Annotated in this window: 15 protein-coding genes; 11 read left to right on the top strand and 4 right to left on the bottom strand. The window is 51.9% G+C overall.

Features of this window, described 5'->3' with window-relative positions:
• Positions 1-40 precede the first annotated feature (40 nt).
• Together On2M_RS11375 and cobO are read left to right on the top strand one after the other, a co-directional pair.
• Positions 41-1,693, top strand: a complete 1,653-nt coding sequence (locus On2M_RS11375; RefSeq protein WP_151224962.1) for a class I fumarate hydratase — start codon at positions 41-43, stop codon at positions 1,691-1,693.
• A gap of 9 nt (positions 1,694-1,702) precedes the next feature.
• Entirely contained in the window at positions 1,703-2,305 is a 603-nt protein-coding gene (gene cobO / locus On2M_RS11370) for a cob(I)yrinic acid a,c-diamide adenosyltransferase (RefSeq protein ID WP_151219555.1), read from the top strand.
• A gap of 57 nt (positions 2,306-2,362) precedes the next feature.
• On the opposite strand, the gene On2M_RS11365 is transcribed toward cobO, so the two are convergent.
• Entirely contained in the window at positions 2,363-3,265 is a 903-nt protein-coding gene (locus On2M_RS11365) for a LysR substrate-binding domain-containing protein (RefSeq protein WP_151219554.1), read from the bottom strand.
• Between the two features lie 404 nt (positions 3,266-3,669).
• Between On2M_RS11365 and cobA the strand changes: the two genes are divergently transcribed.
• Positions 3,670-4,458 carry a uroporphyrinogen-III C-methyltransferase gene (cobA, locus tag On2M_RS11360; protein WP_210904840.1) on the top strand — a complete coding sequence of 263 codons (789 nt, stop codon included), beginning with the start codon at positions 3,670-3,672 and terminating at the stop codon, positions 4,456-4,458.
• Here cobA and On2M_RS11355 read toward each other — a convergent pair.
• Positions 4,437-5,330 carry a PocR ligand-binding domain-containing protein gene (locus tag On2M_RS11355; protein ID WP_210904839.1) on the bottom strand — a complete coding sequence of 298 codons (894 nt, stop codon included), beginning with the start codon at positions 5,328-5,330 and terminating at the stop codon, positions 4,437-4,439. The genes cobA and On2M_RS11355 overlap by 22 nt on opposite strands.
• A gap of 372 nt (positions 5,331-5,702) precedes the next feature.
• Here On2M_RS11355 and otnK point away from each other — a divergent pair, with 372 nt between their 5' ends.
• Genes otnK through On2M_RS11315 form a run of 8 tightly spaced genes read left to right on the top strand, consistent with a single transcriptional unit; the run spans position 5,703 to position 12,463 of the window.
• Complete coding sequence (gene otnK, locus On2M_RS11350; protein ID WP_151224961.1) at positions 5,703-6,959, top strand: 3-oxo-tetronate kinase; 1,257 nt, start codon at positions 5,703-5,705, stop codon at positions 6,957-6,959.
• Positions 6,956-7,600, top strand: coding sequence for an aldolase (locus On2M_RS11345; protein ID WP_210904838.1), 645 nt, complete (start codon positions 6,956-6,958; stop codon positions 7,598-7,600). Before otnK ends, On2M_RS11345 begins: the two co-directional genes overlap by 4 nt.
• A gap of 6 nt (positions 7,601-7,606) precedes the next feature.
• Positions 7,607-8,416 carry a DeoR/GlpR family DNA-binding transcription regulator gene (locus tag On2M_RS11340; protein WP_187252788.1) on the top strand — a complete coding sequence of 270 codons (810 nt, stop codon included), beginning with the start codon at positions 7,607-7,609 and terminating at the stop codon, positions 8,414-8,416.
• Positions 8,397-9,173, top strand: a complete 777-nt coding sequence (locus On2M_RS11335) for a TIM barrel protein (RefSeq protein WP_210904837.1) — start codon at positions 8,397-8,399, stop codon at positions 9,171-9,173. The genes On2M_RS11340 and On2M_RS11335 overlap by 20 nt, the downstream gene beginning before the upstream one ends.
• A 34-nt stretch (positions 9,174-9,207) precedes the next feature.
• Complete coding sequence (locus On2M_RS11330; RefSeq protein ID WP_210904836.1) at positions 9,208-10,020, top strand: 3-keto-5-aminohexanoate cleavage protein; 813 nt, start codon at positions 9,208-9,210, stop codon at positions 10,018-10,020.
• Positions 10,021-10,041: 21 nt separating this feature from the next.
• Positions 10,042-11,388, top strand: coding sequence for a bile acid:sodium symporter family protein (locus On2M_RS11325; protein ID WP_187259446.1), 1,347 nt, complete (start codon positions 10,042-10,044; stop codon positions 11,386-11,388).
• Positions 11,389-11,393: 5 nt separating this feature from the next.
• A complete protein-coding gene (locus tag On2M_RS11320; protein WP_151219689.1) occupies positions 11,394-11,813 on the top strand; it encodes a heme-binding protein in 420 nt (139 codons plus the stop codon).
• Positions 11,810-12,463 (top strand): aspartate/glutamate racemase family protein, encoded by a 654-nt coding sequence (locus On2M_RS11315; RefSeq protein ID WP_151219549.1) that lies wholly within the window; start codon positions 11,810-11,812, stop codon positions 12,461-12,463. Before On2M_RS11320 ends, On2M_RS11315 begins: the two co-directional genes overlap by 4 nt.
• A 97-nt stretch (positions 12,464-12,560) precedes the next feature.
• On the opposite strand, the gene sucD is transcribed toward On2M_RS11315, so the two are convergent.
• Together sucD and sucC are read right to left on the bottom strand one after the other, a co-directional pair.
• Entirely contained in the window at positions 12,561-13,430 is an 870-nt protein-coding gene (gene sucD / locus On2M_RS11310; RefSeq protein ID WP_003022929.1) for a succinate--CoA ligase subunit alpha, read from the bottom strand.
• Positions 13,430-14,596 (bottom strand): ADP-forming succinate--CoA ligase subunit beta, encoded by a 1,167-nt coding sequence (gene sucC / locus On2M_RS11305; RefSeq protein ID WP_003022927.1) that lies wholly within the window; start codon positions 14,594-14,596, stop codon positions 13,430-13,432. The genes sucD and sucC overlap by 1 nt, the downstream gene beginning before the upstream one ends.
• Positions 14,597-14,608 lie beyond the last annotated feature (12 nt).

The following is a 14,608-nucleotide window of genomic DNA, read 5'->3' as shown; positions in this document are numbered from 1 at the left end:
ACGCCGTCATCCGGCAAAAATGAAGAGGTGAGAAGTAAACATGTCTAAACCATTTGTCTGGCAGGAGCTCTTTGTTCAGAGTAAAGATAGTACCGAGTATGAATTACTGAGTAACCAGCACGTAACGGTAACGGAGTTAGACGGAGAGGAAGTGATTAAGGTGGCGCCCGAAGCGTTAACCTTATTAGCACAGCAGGCATTTTATGAGGCTTCATTTTTTCTGCGCGCCGGACATTTGAAACAGATAGCCAGCATTTTGCACGACCCGCAGGCCAGCGGTAACGATAAGTACGTCGCATTACAACTGCTGCGCAACGCTGAAGTTTCGGCCAAAGGTGTCCTGCCTAACTGCCAGGACACCGGGACGGCAACCATTGTGGCCAGCAAAGGACAGCATGTCTGGACAGGCGGCGATGACGCCGAAGCCTTAAGCAAAGGCGTGTATACCACCTTCACCGAAAACAATCTGCGTTACTCGCAAAATGCCCCGTTGGACATGTATACCGAGATCAATACCCAGACTAACCTGCCGGCGCAAATCGACATCAGCGCCACGCCGGGTAACGAATATAAATTCCTGTTCGTCAACAAAGGCGGCGGTTCTGCCAATAAGGCGGCGCTATTCCAGGAAACTAAATCTATTCTGCAGCCGGAAAAGCTCACTGCTTTCCTGATCGAAAAAATGAAATCACTGGGTACTGCTGCTTGCCCGCCGTATCACATCGCTTTCGTGGTTGGAGGCTTGTCCGCCGATCAGGCCCTGAAGACAGCCAAACTGGCATCAACCAAATATTACGATAACCTGCCCACCAGCGGGAACGAGCTGGGTCAGGCGTTCCGCGATACAGCGCTGGAAGCCGAACTGCTCAATGCCAGCCGCGAGTTTGGCATCGGCGCGCAGTTTGGCGGCAAATACTTTGCCCACGATATCCGGGTGATCCGCCTGCCACGCCACGGCGGCTCCTGCCCTATCGCCATGGCCCTCTCTTGCTCAGCCGATCGCAACATCAAAGCCAAAATCAACAAACACGGTATCTGGCTGGAGAAACTTGAGCATAACCCGGGCAAATTTATCCCTGATTCACAGCGTGTGGAAAACGGCGCCCAGACCGTTCAACTGGATCTGAATCGTCCGTTACGCGAAATTCTGCATGACCTGTCCGCCCTGCCGATCGGCACTCGTTTGTCGTTAAGCGGCCCAATTGTTGTTGCCCGAGATATCGCCCACGCAAACATCAAAGCGCGCCTGGATAACGGCGAACCGATGCCGGAATACATGAAAAAACATATCGTTTATTACGCCGGCCCCGCCAAAACCCCCGAAAACCAGGCCTGCGGTTCATTGGGTCCGACAACCGGCGGACGCATGGATGGATACGTCGATGCTTTCCAGGCACAAGGCGGAAGTCTCATTATGCTCACCAAGGGTAACCGCAGTCAGCAGGTCACTGATGCCTGTCACAAACACGGTGGATTTAGCCTCGGCAGCATTGGCGGCGCGGCGGCTCTACTGGCCCAGCAGTATGTGAAGAGCCTGCAGTGCCTTGAATATCCAGAGCTGGGAATGGAAGCGGTGTGGATGATGGAAGTTAAAAATATGCCTGCGTTCGTATTAGTAGACGACAAAGGCAATAACTTCTTTAGCCAGTTTGAGCAGCAGCATCGCTGCGCAACTTGTCCGGCAGGACACTAAGGAGTCACCATGGAAGCGCGAGCCAATAATGACAGGCACCGCCAGCGTCAGCAGAAACTGAAAGAGCAGGTTGATACCCGCGTGGCGGCGGCAACGGAGAAGAAAGGGATCCTGATAGTCTTCACCGGTAACGGTAAAGGAAAATCCACCGCAGCCTTTGGTACGGCAACGCGCGCGGTTGGTCACGGAAAAACCGTTGGCATCGCGCAGTTCATTAAGGGCCAGTGGGATAATGGTGAGTACAACACTTTGCAACCGCTCGGCGTCGAATTCCATATTATGGGGACTGGATTTACCTGGGAAACGCAGAATCGACAGGCAGATATCGAGGCAGCAACGACAGTCTGGCAGGAAAGTAAGCGCATGTTGGCTGATGCGCATTACGATCTGGTGGTGCTGGATGAGCTCACCTACATGCTGGCTTACCACTACCTGGATACCCAGGAGGTTCTCAACGCCATCGAAAATCGCCCTGCCCAGCAGAGCGTAATTGTCACCGGACGTGGATGCCATGCACTATTGCTGGAAATGGCCGATACGATCAGTGAAATTCGCCCGGTCAGGCACGCGTTTGACCGAGGAATTCAGGCGCAGGTTGGGATCGACTGGTAGTCATACGGCCTACGGCTCACAGAGTCGTAGGCCGATTTCAACGTAGCGCTGGGGCCATCAGATGGGCGACACCACGGATTTATTCAACAGCCAACTACGGAAAATCTGTAAATGTTCGGACTCTGATTTCTCTTCACGCCACGTCATGATGAAACGGTTCCCGGTGCGCATCGGGACATCGCAAGGAATAACCATATCACCACTGTCCAAATCGTGCTGAATGGCAAAACGGGGCAGCAGCGCAACGCCCAAATTAGAGCGGACCGCCGCAATCAGCATCGACAACAGATCAAACCTCGGTCCTTTATTCACCAGCGGACTGCTGACATCAGACAGTGCAAACCATTCCTGCCAGCCTTTGATACGCGTACTTTGATGCAACAGCGGGTATTCATTTAGCAGTTCATCAACCGTCAGTTTCCGTTCCGGTTCAGCCAGCAGACAGCGACTGCATACCGGCAGGATTTCCTCTTCAAACAGGTACTCAACCTCTGACCACGGCGAGTAAAAGTCTTCACGCATAATTGCTGCGTCATACTCGCGATTGAGAAAATCACCGATATTCGCCAGCGAATGGATGTTCACAATAATATCTGGATTGAGTTTGTTAAACTCGCGCAAGTTTGGGATCAACCAGTGCGTGCTGAACGTCGGATTCACCGCCAGCTCAATAACCTGTACGGTCGGCTGCCAGGTCATTATTGTGGTCGTATCGCGCTCGAGTTTATTTAACGTTTCTTTAACGATACCTAAATAGTGTTTGCCCGCAGCATTTAAAAATATGCGCTTTTTGGCATGATTAAATAGCGCGGTATTAAGAAAATCCTCTAGTGCATTTACCTGGCGGAAAACAGCACTTTGAGTCAATGCCAGCTCTTCAGCTGCCCGGGTATAACTTTCGTGACGCGCAACCACTTCAAAAGTTACCAGCAACTCCGTCTTGGGTATTTTTCCTCTCATAACCTCTTCCATATGCAGCGTACAAAAATAGTTTAATTTATAAAAAATAATTCAAGGCACCCAGATAAGCACCGAGAGTTATATTTTATTTTATCCATTGATGTCATTGATCCAATCCATGATTTACTCACACTGACGACGGATAAATATTAACCAATAATACTCAAGCACAACAATAAACACAATTTAAATAAGGTTAAACCTAAGTAAAACGTGCCAATAAGTTCTTAATAATTTTTCAAGTCATCTTGTTTATTGCAGAAAAAACTTTGCGAGATTAATCAATATTATCCATGCCATAATTCCGGATAATTTCACGTTATAACTTACGGGCAAACGACTGCTTTTTATCATTCCTTGATGTAGTTTCTGCCATTTTTGTTAGACGTGATAAAGGACGCAATGTGAAAACTTTCGGAAAGGTCTGGCTCGTTGGAGCAGGTCCCGGTGATATTTCATTACTCACCCTCAAAGCGATGATGTGCGTTAAACACGCAGACGTCATTATTTACGATCGGCTGGTCAATCCTAAAATTTTGGAATGGGCATTACCTGATTGTCTGCTTATCAATGTTGGCAAAAACCCGGGCTTCCACTGCGTCCCGCAGGATGAAATTAACGCACTACTTGTCCAGTATGCCCAAACGCATCACAACATTGTGCGCCTGAAGGGGGGCGATCCGTATGTTTTTGGCCGTGGGGCTGAAGAAGTTGAGGATCTCGTTGAGACCGGGATCCCTTTTGAAGTTGTGCCAGGGATCAGTTCTACTATTGGCGGTCTGACCTACGCGGGGATCCCGGTGACGCATCGCGAATTTGCCTCTGGCTTTCACGTAGTCACTGGCCATACGCGCGAAGGCAACCAGCAGCAGGACTGGCGTCAACTGGCGAAACTTAACGGTACGCTGGTCATCGTCATGGGTATCGCTAATCTGGCGTTTATTTGTGAAGAACTATTGATGGGCGGGAAAGCAGCAGACACGCCCGCCGCGCTAATTATGTCCGCGACCCGAGAAAATCAACGCCGCCTGACCTGTACGCTCGGTTCATTACTGAGCAAAGCGCAGGAAGCGAACATCCTTCCACCCGCGCTGATTGTCATTGGTGACGTGGTGACCCTGAGCGATCGGCTCTCTTTTATACCTGAAGCCATCTCGCTGCCGGAAAACCTTTACTGCGAAAGTTTGGCATGACGAAAAGACTGGGGCGACGTTTGATGCGCCGCCCGGAAAACGCGGCAAAAATAGCTGGTTTGCGCATATTGCAGTTTCCGGGCAATGCTGTCTATTGAATGAACCGGATCGTGTAATAACTCCCCCGCTTTCTGCATCTTTTTCTGGCTCACCCAGGTTTTAAAATTAACGCCCTGGCGTTTTTTGAAAAATCGGCTGAAGTAGTTCGCACTTAAGCAAACATGAGCCGCAACGGATTCCAAAGACAATTCACCATATAAATTCTCGTCAATGTAACGCAGTGCCGCCAGCAGTTTTTTCTCGTGTCGGGAAGGTTCTGTGAAATAATTCTGAATATGACCGACCGGTGGAATAACAACTTCTTCCAATTGTGGTTGCTCTTTCTCAAAATTATCAACAATAAAATTTAACAGATTTGCCGACGCCACCAGTGAATTATTATCTGCTTCCGCAACCTGATACCATTGTTCTTTTAATTCAATATTACCCATCCATAAATTATCATTATCAATGGCGATAGTTTTATACTCCTGATACTTTACACGGACCTGCCCACAGATAATAGAACCGTAAAGTTGCCCTTCACAAATTAATGGCATAGAAAACAAGCTTAACCCGGCATGACAGGTGAGTATTCTGGGTTTAAGCTGTCTTAGTGCTTCAAAAGCACAGTACTTATCGCACTTTTGACACCCCACTCGATAACGTTCATCTGCCCGCATTAATGTGCAGAACGAATTAAAATTATGATATTTAGACAATGGTATACCGTTAATATCCACGACTACCGACGCTAACCCAGTGGCACGGGAAAAGAGTTCTGCGATAGAAAAAAAATGGTGTAAATAGTCATTCTGGATTTTCAACTGCACGCTATCCCCCAGCATTAATTATATTAAAGCTGGTAATATGCAAAATTTAGTCTCAAGAAAAAATGATGTTTACCGCAAAAAATAATCTCATTTACGCAGATTATTATGATCAATTAGCAAGAGAATTATAGCGGACACGATAATACTCGGCTGCACACTACTGACTTTGCTTTCTCAAAGATTAACGAATCTTCACACTTCCTTGTGAGGCTCTTTTCGCAACGCTCATAATCTATCTCCATTCTTTTCAATAGATTACCAATTTTTACCATGAATCAATGATGTGCTTATTTGTGATAATCATCATGTGAATGTGAAAGGCCCTCCTGAATAATATATTCAATTAGCAAACAATCTGAACGGAGTTGATCCATGGCCGTCACCACAGGCGTTATCGCCGACGATTTCACCGGCGCAACGGACATTGCAAGCTTTATGGCGCAGCAGGGGTGGCGCGTTGCGCTACTACCCGGAATGCCTGATGCCGCTCAATGCTGGAATGAAGAGGTTGACGCTATCGTCATCTCGCTGAAAAGCCGCTCATTACCCTCAGAACAGGCCGTCGCACAATCTCTGTCCTGTGCCCGCTGGCTGAAACAAAAGGCAGGTGTCCGCCAGATCTATTTTAAATATTGTTCGACGTTTGACTCCACGCCAACAGGCAACATTGGACCAGTCAGCGATGCGTTGATGAACGACCTGCAGACTCCCGTGATCGTCCACTGCCCCGCCCTGCCGCAAAACGGGCGCACGGTGGTGCATGGCCATCTTTTTGTAAATGGCGTACTGCTTAACGAGTCCGGAATGGAAAAGCATCCGCTCAATCCCATGACCGATGCCAGCCTGCCGCGCCTGCTGAGCGCACAAACGCCGGGGTCGGTTGGCTGCATCAACCTCAGAACGCTGCGTCAAGGTGTGGAAGCGGTCACTCATACTTTGGCCCAACTTCAGGCTGAAGGTACGCGTCACGTTATTGTCGATACGCTGGATGAAGCAGATCTCAACACGCTGGCGCAGGCACTCCATGCCAGCCCTCTGTTAGCCGGGGGATCCGGGCTTGGTGGTGCGCTGGCCGCCTGCGCCGGAGGTCGGCAAACCCAGCAGTCGGACGCTTTTCCACTGCCGGCAAAAACCGTGGTGTTCTCCGGTAGCTGTTCAGCAATGAGCAATCGCCAGGTTACTCGTTACAAAGCCGCGGCAGCATCTCGAGTGCTCGATGTGGCTCGCTGCCTGTTTGATGCAGAACGCTACACCGATGAACTGTGTGCCTGGGCGATGACGCATATCAGCGACCCATTCGCGCCGATGATTTACGCCACTCAGCCGCCAGAAGTACTTAAACGCATTCAACAGGAGTACGGCGAACAGTCTGCCAGCCAGGCAATCGAACACGCTTTCTCCCGACTGAGCGCAAAGCTACAGGTTGCAGGTGTAAACACATTTATCGTCGCAGGCGGTGAAACGTCCGGCACCGTTGTGGAAGCCCTGCAGGTGAAGCGTTTGTCCGTTGGCAAAACCATTGCGCCAGGCGTGCCGTGGGTATTTTCTTCAGGTCTGGCGCTGGCACTGAAGTCAGGCAACTTTGGTGACGAAGATTTCTTTTTTACTGCCCAGGAGTACGCATTATGAATCCGGTGAGTGAACACCAACTGCGCGAACTACTCGTCCATTATGGCCGTTCCCTGTTTGTGCGCGGCTACAGCAGCGGCGGTTCCGGCAATCTCAGCGCCAAATTGCCGGATGGCGGCTATCTGGTGACCCCGACCAACTCCTGCCTGGGCGAACTTGATCCGGCCACGCTAAGTCGGCTTGATGCCAACGGCGTTCATCTTAGCGGTGACAAACCCTCAAAAGAGGTTCCCATGCATCTGGCGTGGTATCGGCATCGGCCATCCTGCGGTGCAGTCGTACACCTGCATTCTCCATGGCTGACCGCACTCTCCTGCCTGCCGTGTGCCACGCCGGAAAACTGTCTGCCGCCATTAACGCCGTACTACGTGATGCGGGTCGGGCAGTTACCGCTGCTACCTTATTTCAAGCCCGGCCATGAAGGTATTGCCAGCGCGCTGAGTGAAATTGCAGCAAACCATTCGGCAGCGCTGCTGGCCAATCATGGGCCGGTAGTAAGCGGTCGCTCGCTGCGTGAGGCAGTATTTAACGCCGAGGAGCTGGAAGACAGTGCTCGCATCTGGCTGACGTTAAAACCGCTCGGCTATGTTCCGCTCTCAGAAGAGGCGGTGGCCGAACTTGAACATTCCCGGCAAGCGTGAGGTGACATGATGATCCCCGAGCAACGACGTGATTTTATCTACCGCTACGTGCACGAAAAAAATGCCGCCTCATTTAATGAACTGGCAGATTTGATGAGCGTGTCGCATATGACCGTGCGTCGCGACATTCAATTGCTGGAAGAGGAAGGCAAAGTTATCGCCATTAACGGCGGCGTGAAGCTCAATAACCTGTTGAAATCTGAATTGCCATGGCGGGAAAAAGCCGAGTTGAATCATGATGTGAAGCGTAAAATGGGCCAGCTTGCCGCCATGCTCATTGAGCCCGGACAAACGCTGTATCTGGATGCCGGAACGTCGTTGTTTGAAGTGGCGAAAGCCGTCGCCGCCAGCCACTGTTTCAATCTGACGGTAGTCACCAACGATTTTTCCATCAGCCACTATTTGATGGATATGCCGCACATTACGCTCTATCACACCGGTGGCCTTGTAGATCAACGTAACCGCTCATGTCTTGGAAAAAGCGCCGCCAGTTTTTTGCACACCATTAATATTGACGTAGCGTTTCTAAGCTCCTCATCGTGGGATACCGAACGCGGTATGTCGACGCCGAGTGAAGGGAAAGCCTCGGTCAAAGAAGCGGTACTCACCGTCTCCCGACGCCGGGTGTTGGTCTGCGACAGCAGTAAATTTGGCAAATACGGTATGTTCCACATCTGTGGTCTGCAGCAGTTAACCGACATTATTTCTGATAACCGGTTACCGGAAGACGCGCAACAAACGATTGCCAGTCAGGGCGTTAAGCTGCATCTGGTTGATGGCCTGGAGGGTGCGCGCCATGCTGAAGTTAGCGGCTAATCTCGACTGGTTGTTTACAGATTTACCGATAGCGGCGCGATTTGCGGCGGCGCAGACGGCCGGTTTTCGCGGTGTAGAAGGGCTATTTCTCTGGCAGCATCCGCTGAAACATTTGCAAGCCGCTCAGCGGGAAACATCCCTGCCGGTAGTGCTGATGAACGCGCCGGCTGGCAACTGGGCGCAAGGTGAACGAGGACTGGCCGCACAGCCCGGTCGCGACAAAGAATTTCACCATAGCCTGAACGTGGCGCGCGATTATGCCACGGCGCTGGGCTGTCGCCGGGTTCACATTATGGCGGGCTTGCGCTGCGGCGACCTGACGCTGCACGCCCAGCGCGATCTCCTGACAAATCGGCTGCGCATCGCCTGTGATGTGATGGCAGACGCGGAAATCGATGTACTGATTGAACCATTAAATTCGCAAGATATGCCCGGTTATTTTATTGACAGCTTCCCGTTGGCCGAATCAATTATTCACGAAGTTGCTAAGAAAAATATCGGTTTACAGTTTGATATTTACCACTGTCAGAAAATTCATGGCAACGTGGCTAAAAATATCGAACACTATTTTACCCTTATTAAACATTTTCAAATTGCTTCTGTTCCTTATCGTCATGAACCGGGAACCGGGGAGTTAAATGAAACATGGCTATTTAATTTTATAAGAAAAATGAATTACCAGGGCTGGATTGGCTGTGAATATCAACCGTCAATATCAGGGCCAGACGCATTAAACTGGATGACACCTTACCTATAATTTTAATATCTCTATCTCTGTATCGGAGGAAAAAATGTCGGATACTGTTATTATTTCGCTGGCACCCGTTGCCGCGGATTGCCCCAGAGTTATACCCGAAGAACTGGCGCAGGAAATACTCGCCAGCGTAGAACATGGCGCGTCCATCGTGCATTTACACGTTCGTGATAAACAGGGACGCCTGACGCCAGATACTATCGACTTTCAGGCTACCATTGACCGCGTTATGCACCATTCAGACCTGATTATTCAGGCTTCTACCGGCGGCGTCTCTTCGATGTCCATCGCCGAACGCTGCGCACCACTCGCCTGTCCAGGCGTAGAGATGGCTTCGCTGAACGTCGGTTCCGTCAACCTCGGTGATGCGGTGTATTTTAATCCCGCTCCGGACGTGGAATATTGTTCCCGGCAAATAACCGAACGCAATATTACCCCAGAGTTTGAAGTTTTTGAAATCGGCATGATTAATAACATCCTGAACCTTGAAGATAAAATAAAATTTCAAAAACCCATGCTCTTTAATATCGTTCTCGGCCACCGCGGCAGTACGCCTGCAACCATTGATGCATTAATTGCGTTGCGTAGCATGATTCCACGCGATGCCTTATGGGGAATTACCCATTTTGGTAGAAAGAATTTCGATATTATCGCTGCTGCTGTCGCTATGGGTGCCAGTGAAGTACGAATCGGATTTGAAGATAGTTATTATTTAAGCGCCGAAGAAAAAGCGCAGCATAATTATCAGCAAGTCGCCAAACTCGCTACGCTCATTCGCAGTATGGATAAAAAAGTCGCCACGCCGGAAATTGCACGGCGTATGTTATCTATTCCCCCCCGGCAGCAATAACAACAGCAAGGACATTTCAACATGACTATGACCACTGTTATTCATAAAACCGGACTTGGCCTCAGCGTTGCGGGCGCGGCGCTGGCGATTATCGGCGCACTAATCCAGTCCGCGGCGCTGTGGCAGCCGGGGCTGGTGATGTTCACCGCCGGATTCGCCGCCGGTGCGGGCTACTGGCCTGGTTTACGCAGCTATCAGTTTACATTGTGGATCATCGCCGGTTTTGTGGCCGCCATGACCTGGTCTACGGATCTGATCGTCTGGGGCGGTTTCAATATCACCCATAAATGGATCGTGTTCCTCGTGATTCAGGCCACCATGTTCAGCATGGGCACGAAGCTAACGATCCAAGATTTTATTGATGTTGCCAAAATGCCGTGGGCTGTGTTTATCGGTACCTTCTGCCATTTCGTGATCATGCCCCTGCTCGGCCTGAGCATTACCCTGATCTTTGATTTTCCGCCTGAAGTCGCAGTAGGCATTTTATTGATTGGCGCTTGCCCAAGCGGTCTCTCATCTACGGTAATGGTTTACATCGCCAATGCTAACCTCGCGCTGGCGGTGTCAATCGCCGCAGTCTCAACGCTGGCGGCAACGGTAATGACGCCGCTGTGGGTCAACCTGCTGGCGGGCTCGATGATCGATATCCAACTCACCGCGATGGTGATGGACGTGGTGAAAATCGTATTAATTCCCATCGGCGCGGCAATTCTGCATGACTATCTGAAAACCTATGCCGGCGTGCGCGGCCGCCGTGTCGTCCAGATGCTGGCCGGGATCGGCGCGCTTTGGCTGCTGTATATGATTGCCGGCGGCTGGGACGCGCTGTTTGATCACGCCAGCGCCGAAGCACAGATGTACGCGGTGGTCCTCAACTTCGTGGCAGGCGGTCTCGTGTGGGCATTGTTCTACAACTGGCTGTATGGCCGTGTGGCGGGCGTGAAGAAGGTCATGCCAACCATCTCAATGATGGGGATCATTTTCTTTACCACCACCGCCGCCGCAGCCGGGCGCGACAACCTGGTACAGGTCGGCTTCCTGCTCTGTTTCGCCATGCTGATGCATAACCTCGGCGGCTTCCTGATTGGTTACCTGATGAGCCGCTGGATCTTCCGCATGGACGTACAGTCTGCCCGTACCGTGGCCTTTGAAGTCGGCCTGCAAAACGGCGGTATGGCGTCCGGGCTTGCCGCGGCGATGGGCAAACTGGCAACCGTAGGCCTCGCATCAGCGGTGATGACACCACTGGGCAACGTTAGCGGCTCGCTGCTCGCCAACTACTGGCGCAAAAAAGACGCCAGACAGGCGCAGGCAGCCGCAGCCAAAGATCCCGTTCAACCCGCTTGCGAAAATCTGTCGAAAGGATAATCACGATGACAACTCTCACTCTGGAACACGCCCAGCGCGCCGTAACCTGTGCGCTCGAGCTCGCCGAAACATGTTACGCAAATCGCCCGTTAAGCGTGGCCGTATGCGATGCCAATGGAGAACTGCTTAGCTTTGCACGAATGGATAACGCCAAACTGTTAACCATCGAGTTAACCCAGCGTAAAGCGCGTACCAGCAGCCGCCTGGGCTGCACCACGCAGGCATTTTTACAGCGTCTGCAGAAAGAGCAGCTGGATATTGGCTATTTTGCCGATCCGCGTTTTACGGCGCTGCCGGGTGGGATCCCGATTCTGCGCCAGGGGAAATGCCTCGGTGCCGTCGCGGTAGGCGGTTTATCCGCACAGGAAGATCATGATGCGGCGCTGGCCGTCGCGGAAACGTTACTTAAGGAGATAGCCCAATGAAAAAGGTCGCCATGCTACATACCAGCGCAGCCACACTTGCAATGATGCAACAGCTGATCGCCGACATTATGCCGGATGTTGAAGTTATGCACCTGGTTGAAGAATCCATGATCAAGCAGGTAATGAAGGCCCAGGGAGTGACTCCAGATATTGCCGCCCGCATCGCCGACTATGTACATATTGCTGAAAAGGCGGACTGCGATATCTTTATTACCGCCTGTTCCTCAATTGGTACTGCGGTGGAGCAATGTCAGTTTATGACCCCACTCCAGCTCGCGCGCATTGACTGCGCGATGGTGGAAGAGGCGATTGAAAAAGGTGAGCGAATCGCCGTCCTGGCGACCGTGGCAACCACGCTGAAGCCAACGCTGGATTACGTCCAGCGCAAAGTTCAACAGAGCGGTAAATCGCGAACCATTACGCCTGTATTAATGGAGGAGGCATTCCACGCGTTACTGGCGGGAGATATGGAGACCCATGACCGTATCGTTAGTGAAGGGTTACAGAGCGCCTTTACCCAAGCGGATGTCGTGATGCTGGCGCAGGCTTCGATGGCGCGCGTTCTACAACAGCTCCCTTCCCCGCCTGTGCCGGTAATGACCTCGCCGGAAAGCGGTATTCGCTGGCTGAAAACGTTGGCTGAAAGCTAAATTACTGGCAAAAAAAAGGCCATCATCAGATGGCCAACCATGTCGAAACGGGACCAGCCCTTGACCATGCAGAAAGTCAGGGCTGTATTTTTATTGCTTACTTAATAACGGTTTTCAGTGCTTCGCCGATATCGGCCAGGCTACGAACGGTTTTCACGCCCGCAGCTTCAAGAGCCGCGAATTTCTCGTCCGCAGTACCTTTACCGCCCGCGATGATCGCACCCGCGTGACCCATACGCTTACCTTTCGGCGCAGTCACACCCGCGATGTAACCCACAACCGGCTTGGTCACATGATCTTTGATGTAAGCCGCGGCTTCTTCTTCCGCGCTACCGCCGATCTCACCGATCATAACGATCGCTTCAGTCTGCGGATCTTCCTGGAACAGTTTCAGGATATCGATAAAGTTAGACCCCGGGATCGGGTCGCCGCCGATGCCCACACAGGTAGACTGGCCGAAACCGTAGTCGGTGGTCTGCTTAACCGCTTCATAGGTCAGGGTGCCAGAACGGGAAACGATACCCACTTTACCCGGCTTGTGAATGTGACCCGGCATGATACCGATTTTACATTCGCCTGGGGTGATAACACCCGGGCAGTTCGGGCCAATCATGCGCACGCCAGCTTCATCCAGCTTCACTTTCACGGTCAGCATATCCAGGGTCGGGATGCCTTCGGTGATAGTGATAATCAGTTTGATGCCAGCATCAATCGCTTCCAGGATGGAGTCTTTGCAGAACGGTGCCGGAACGTAAATAACGGTCGCGGTTGCGCCCGTCGCTTCCACGGCTTCACGCACGGTGTTGAACACCGGCAGGCCCAGGTGCGTGGTGCCACCTTTACCTGGCGTTACACCGCCAACCATCTGCGTACCGTAAGCAATCGCTTGTTCGGAGTGGAATGTCCCCTGGCTACCGGTGAAGCCCTGGCAGATAACCTTGGTATCTTTATTAATTAAAACTGACATTATTTCCCCTCCACTGCGGCAACAACCTGCTGAGCTGCATCCGTCAGACTTTTCGCTGCAATAATATTCAGGCCGCTATCAGCCAGTTTTTTCGCGCCGAGTTCGGCGTTGTTGCCTTCCAGACGCACCACAACCGGGACGTTAACGCCGACTTCGGCAACCGCGCCGATGATACCGTCGGCGATCAGATCGCAACGTACGATACCGCCGAAGATGTTAACCAGGACGGCTTTAACATTGTCGTCAGAGAGAATAATTTTGAACGCTTCGGTCACGCGCTCTTTGGTGGCACCGCCGCCAACGTCGAGGAAGTTAGCCGGTTCGCCGCCGTGCAGCTTAACGATGTCCATGGTGCCCATTGCCAGGCCCGCACCGTTAACCATACAGCCGATATTGCCGTCGAGCGCAACGTAGTTCAGTTCCCACTGTGCAGCCTGCGCTTCACGCGGATCTTCCTGAGACTGGTCGCGCATTTCGCGCAGATCAGCCTGGCGGAACAGCGCGTTGCCGTCAGCGCCCAGCTTGCCGTCGAGGCAGATCAGGTCACCCTGCTTGGTTACAACCAGCGGGTTGATTTCGATCAGCGCCAGGTCGCGCTCCAGGAAAATGGTCGCCAACCCCATGAAGATCTTGGTGAACTGCTGAACCTGTTTACCTTCCAGACCCAGTTTGAACGCCAGCTCACGTCCCTGGTACGGCATCGGCCCTGCCAGCGGATCGAGCGCCACTTTGTGGATCAGGTGCGGGGTTTCTTCCGCGACTTTTTCAATTTCCACACCGCCTTCAGTAGAGGCCATGAAGACCACGCGACGGGAGCTACGGTCAACCACTGCGCCGAGGTAAAGTTCTTTACCGATGTCGGTCGCTGCTTCAACCAGAATCTGATTTACCGGTTGACCATGGGCGTCTGTCTGGTAAGTGACCAGACGTTTACCCAGCCAGTGTTCAGCAAAAGCGCGAATGTCTTCTTTGCTGTTCACAACTTTCACACCGCCCGCTTTACCGCGGCCACCAGCGTGAACCTGACATTTCACTACCCACGGGCCAGCGCCGATTTTTGAAGCGGCTTCTTCTGCTTCACGCGGAGTAGTACAGGCATAACCCACCGGTGCCGGTAAGCCATAGCGGGCAAAAAGTTGTTTTGCCTGATATTCATGTAAGTTCATGTGTTCTGTCCA

This window comes from Citrobacter sp. On2M (assembly GCF_018035235.1).
GTDB lineage: Bacteria > Pseudomonadota > Gammaproteobacteria > Enterobacterales > Enterobacteriaceae > Citrobacter > Citrobacter meridianamericanus.
The sequence above is the reverse complement of the archived record's forward strand: the minus strand, read 5'-3'. Positions and strand labels throughout refer to the sequence as shown.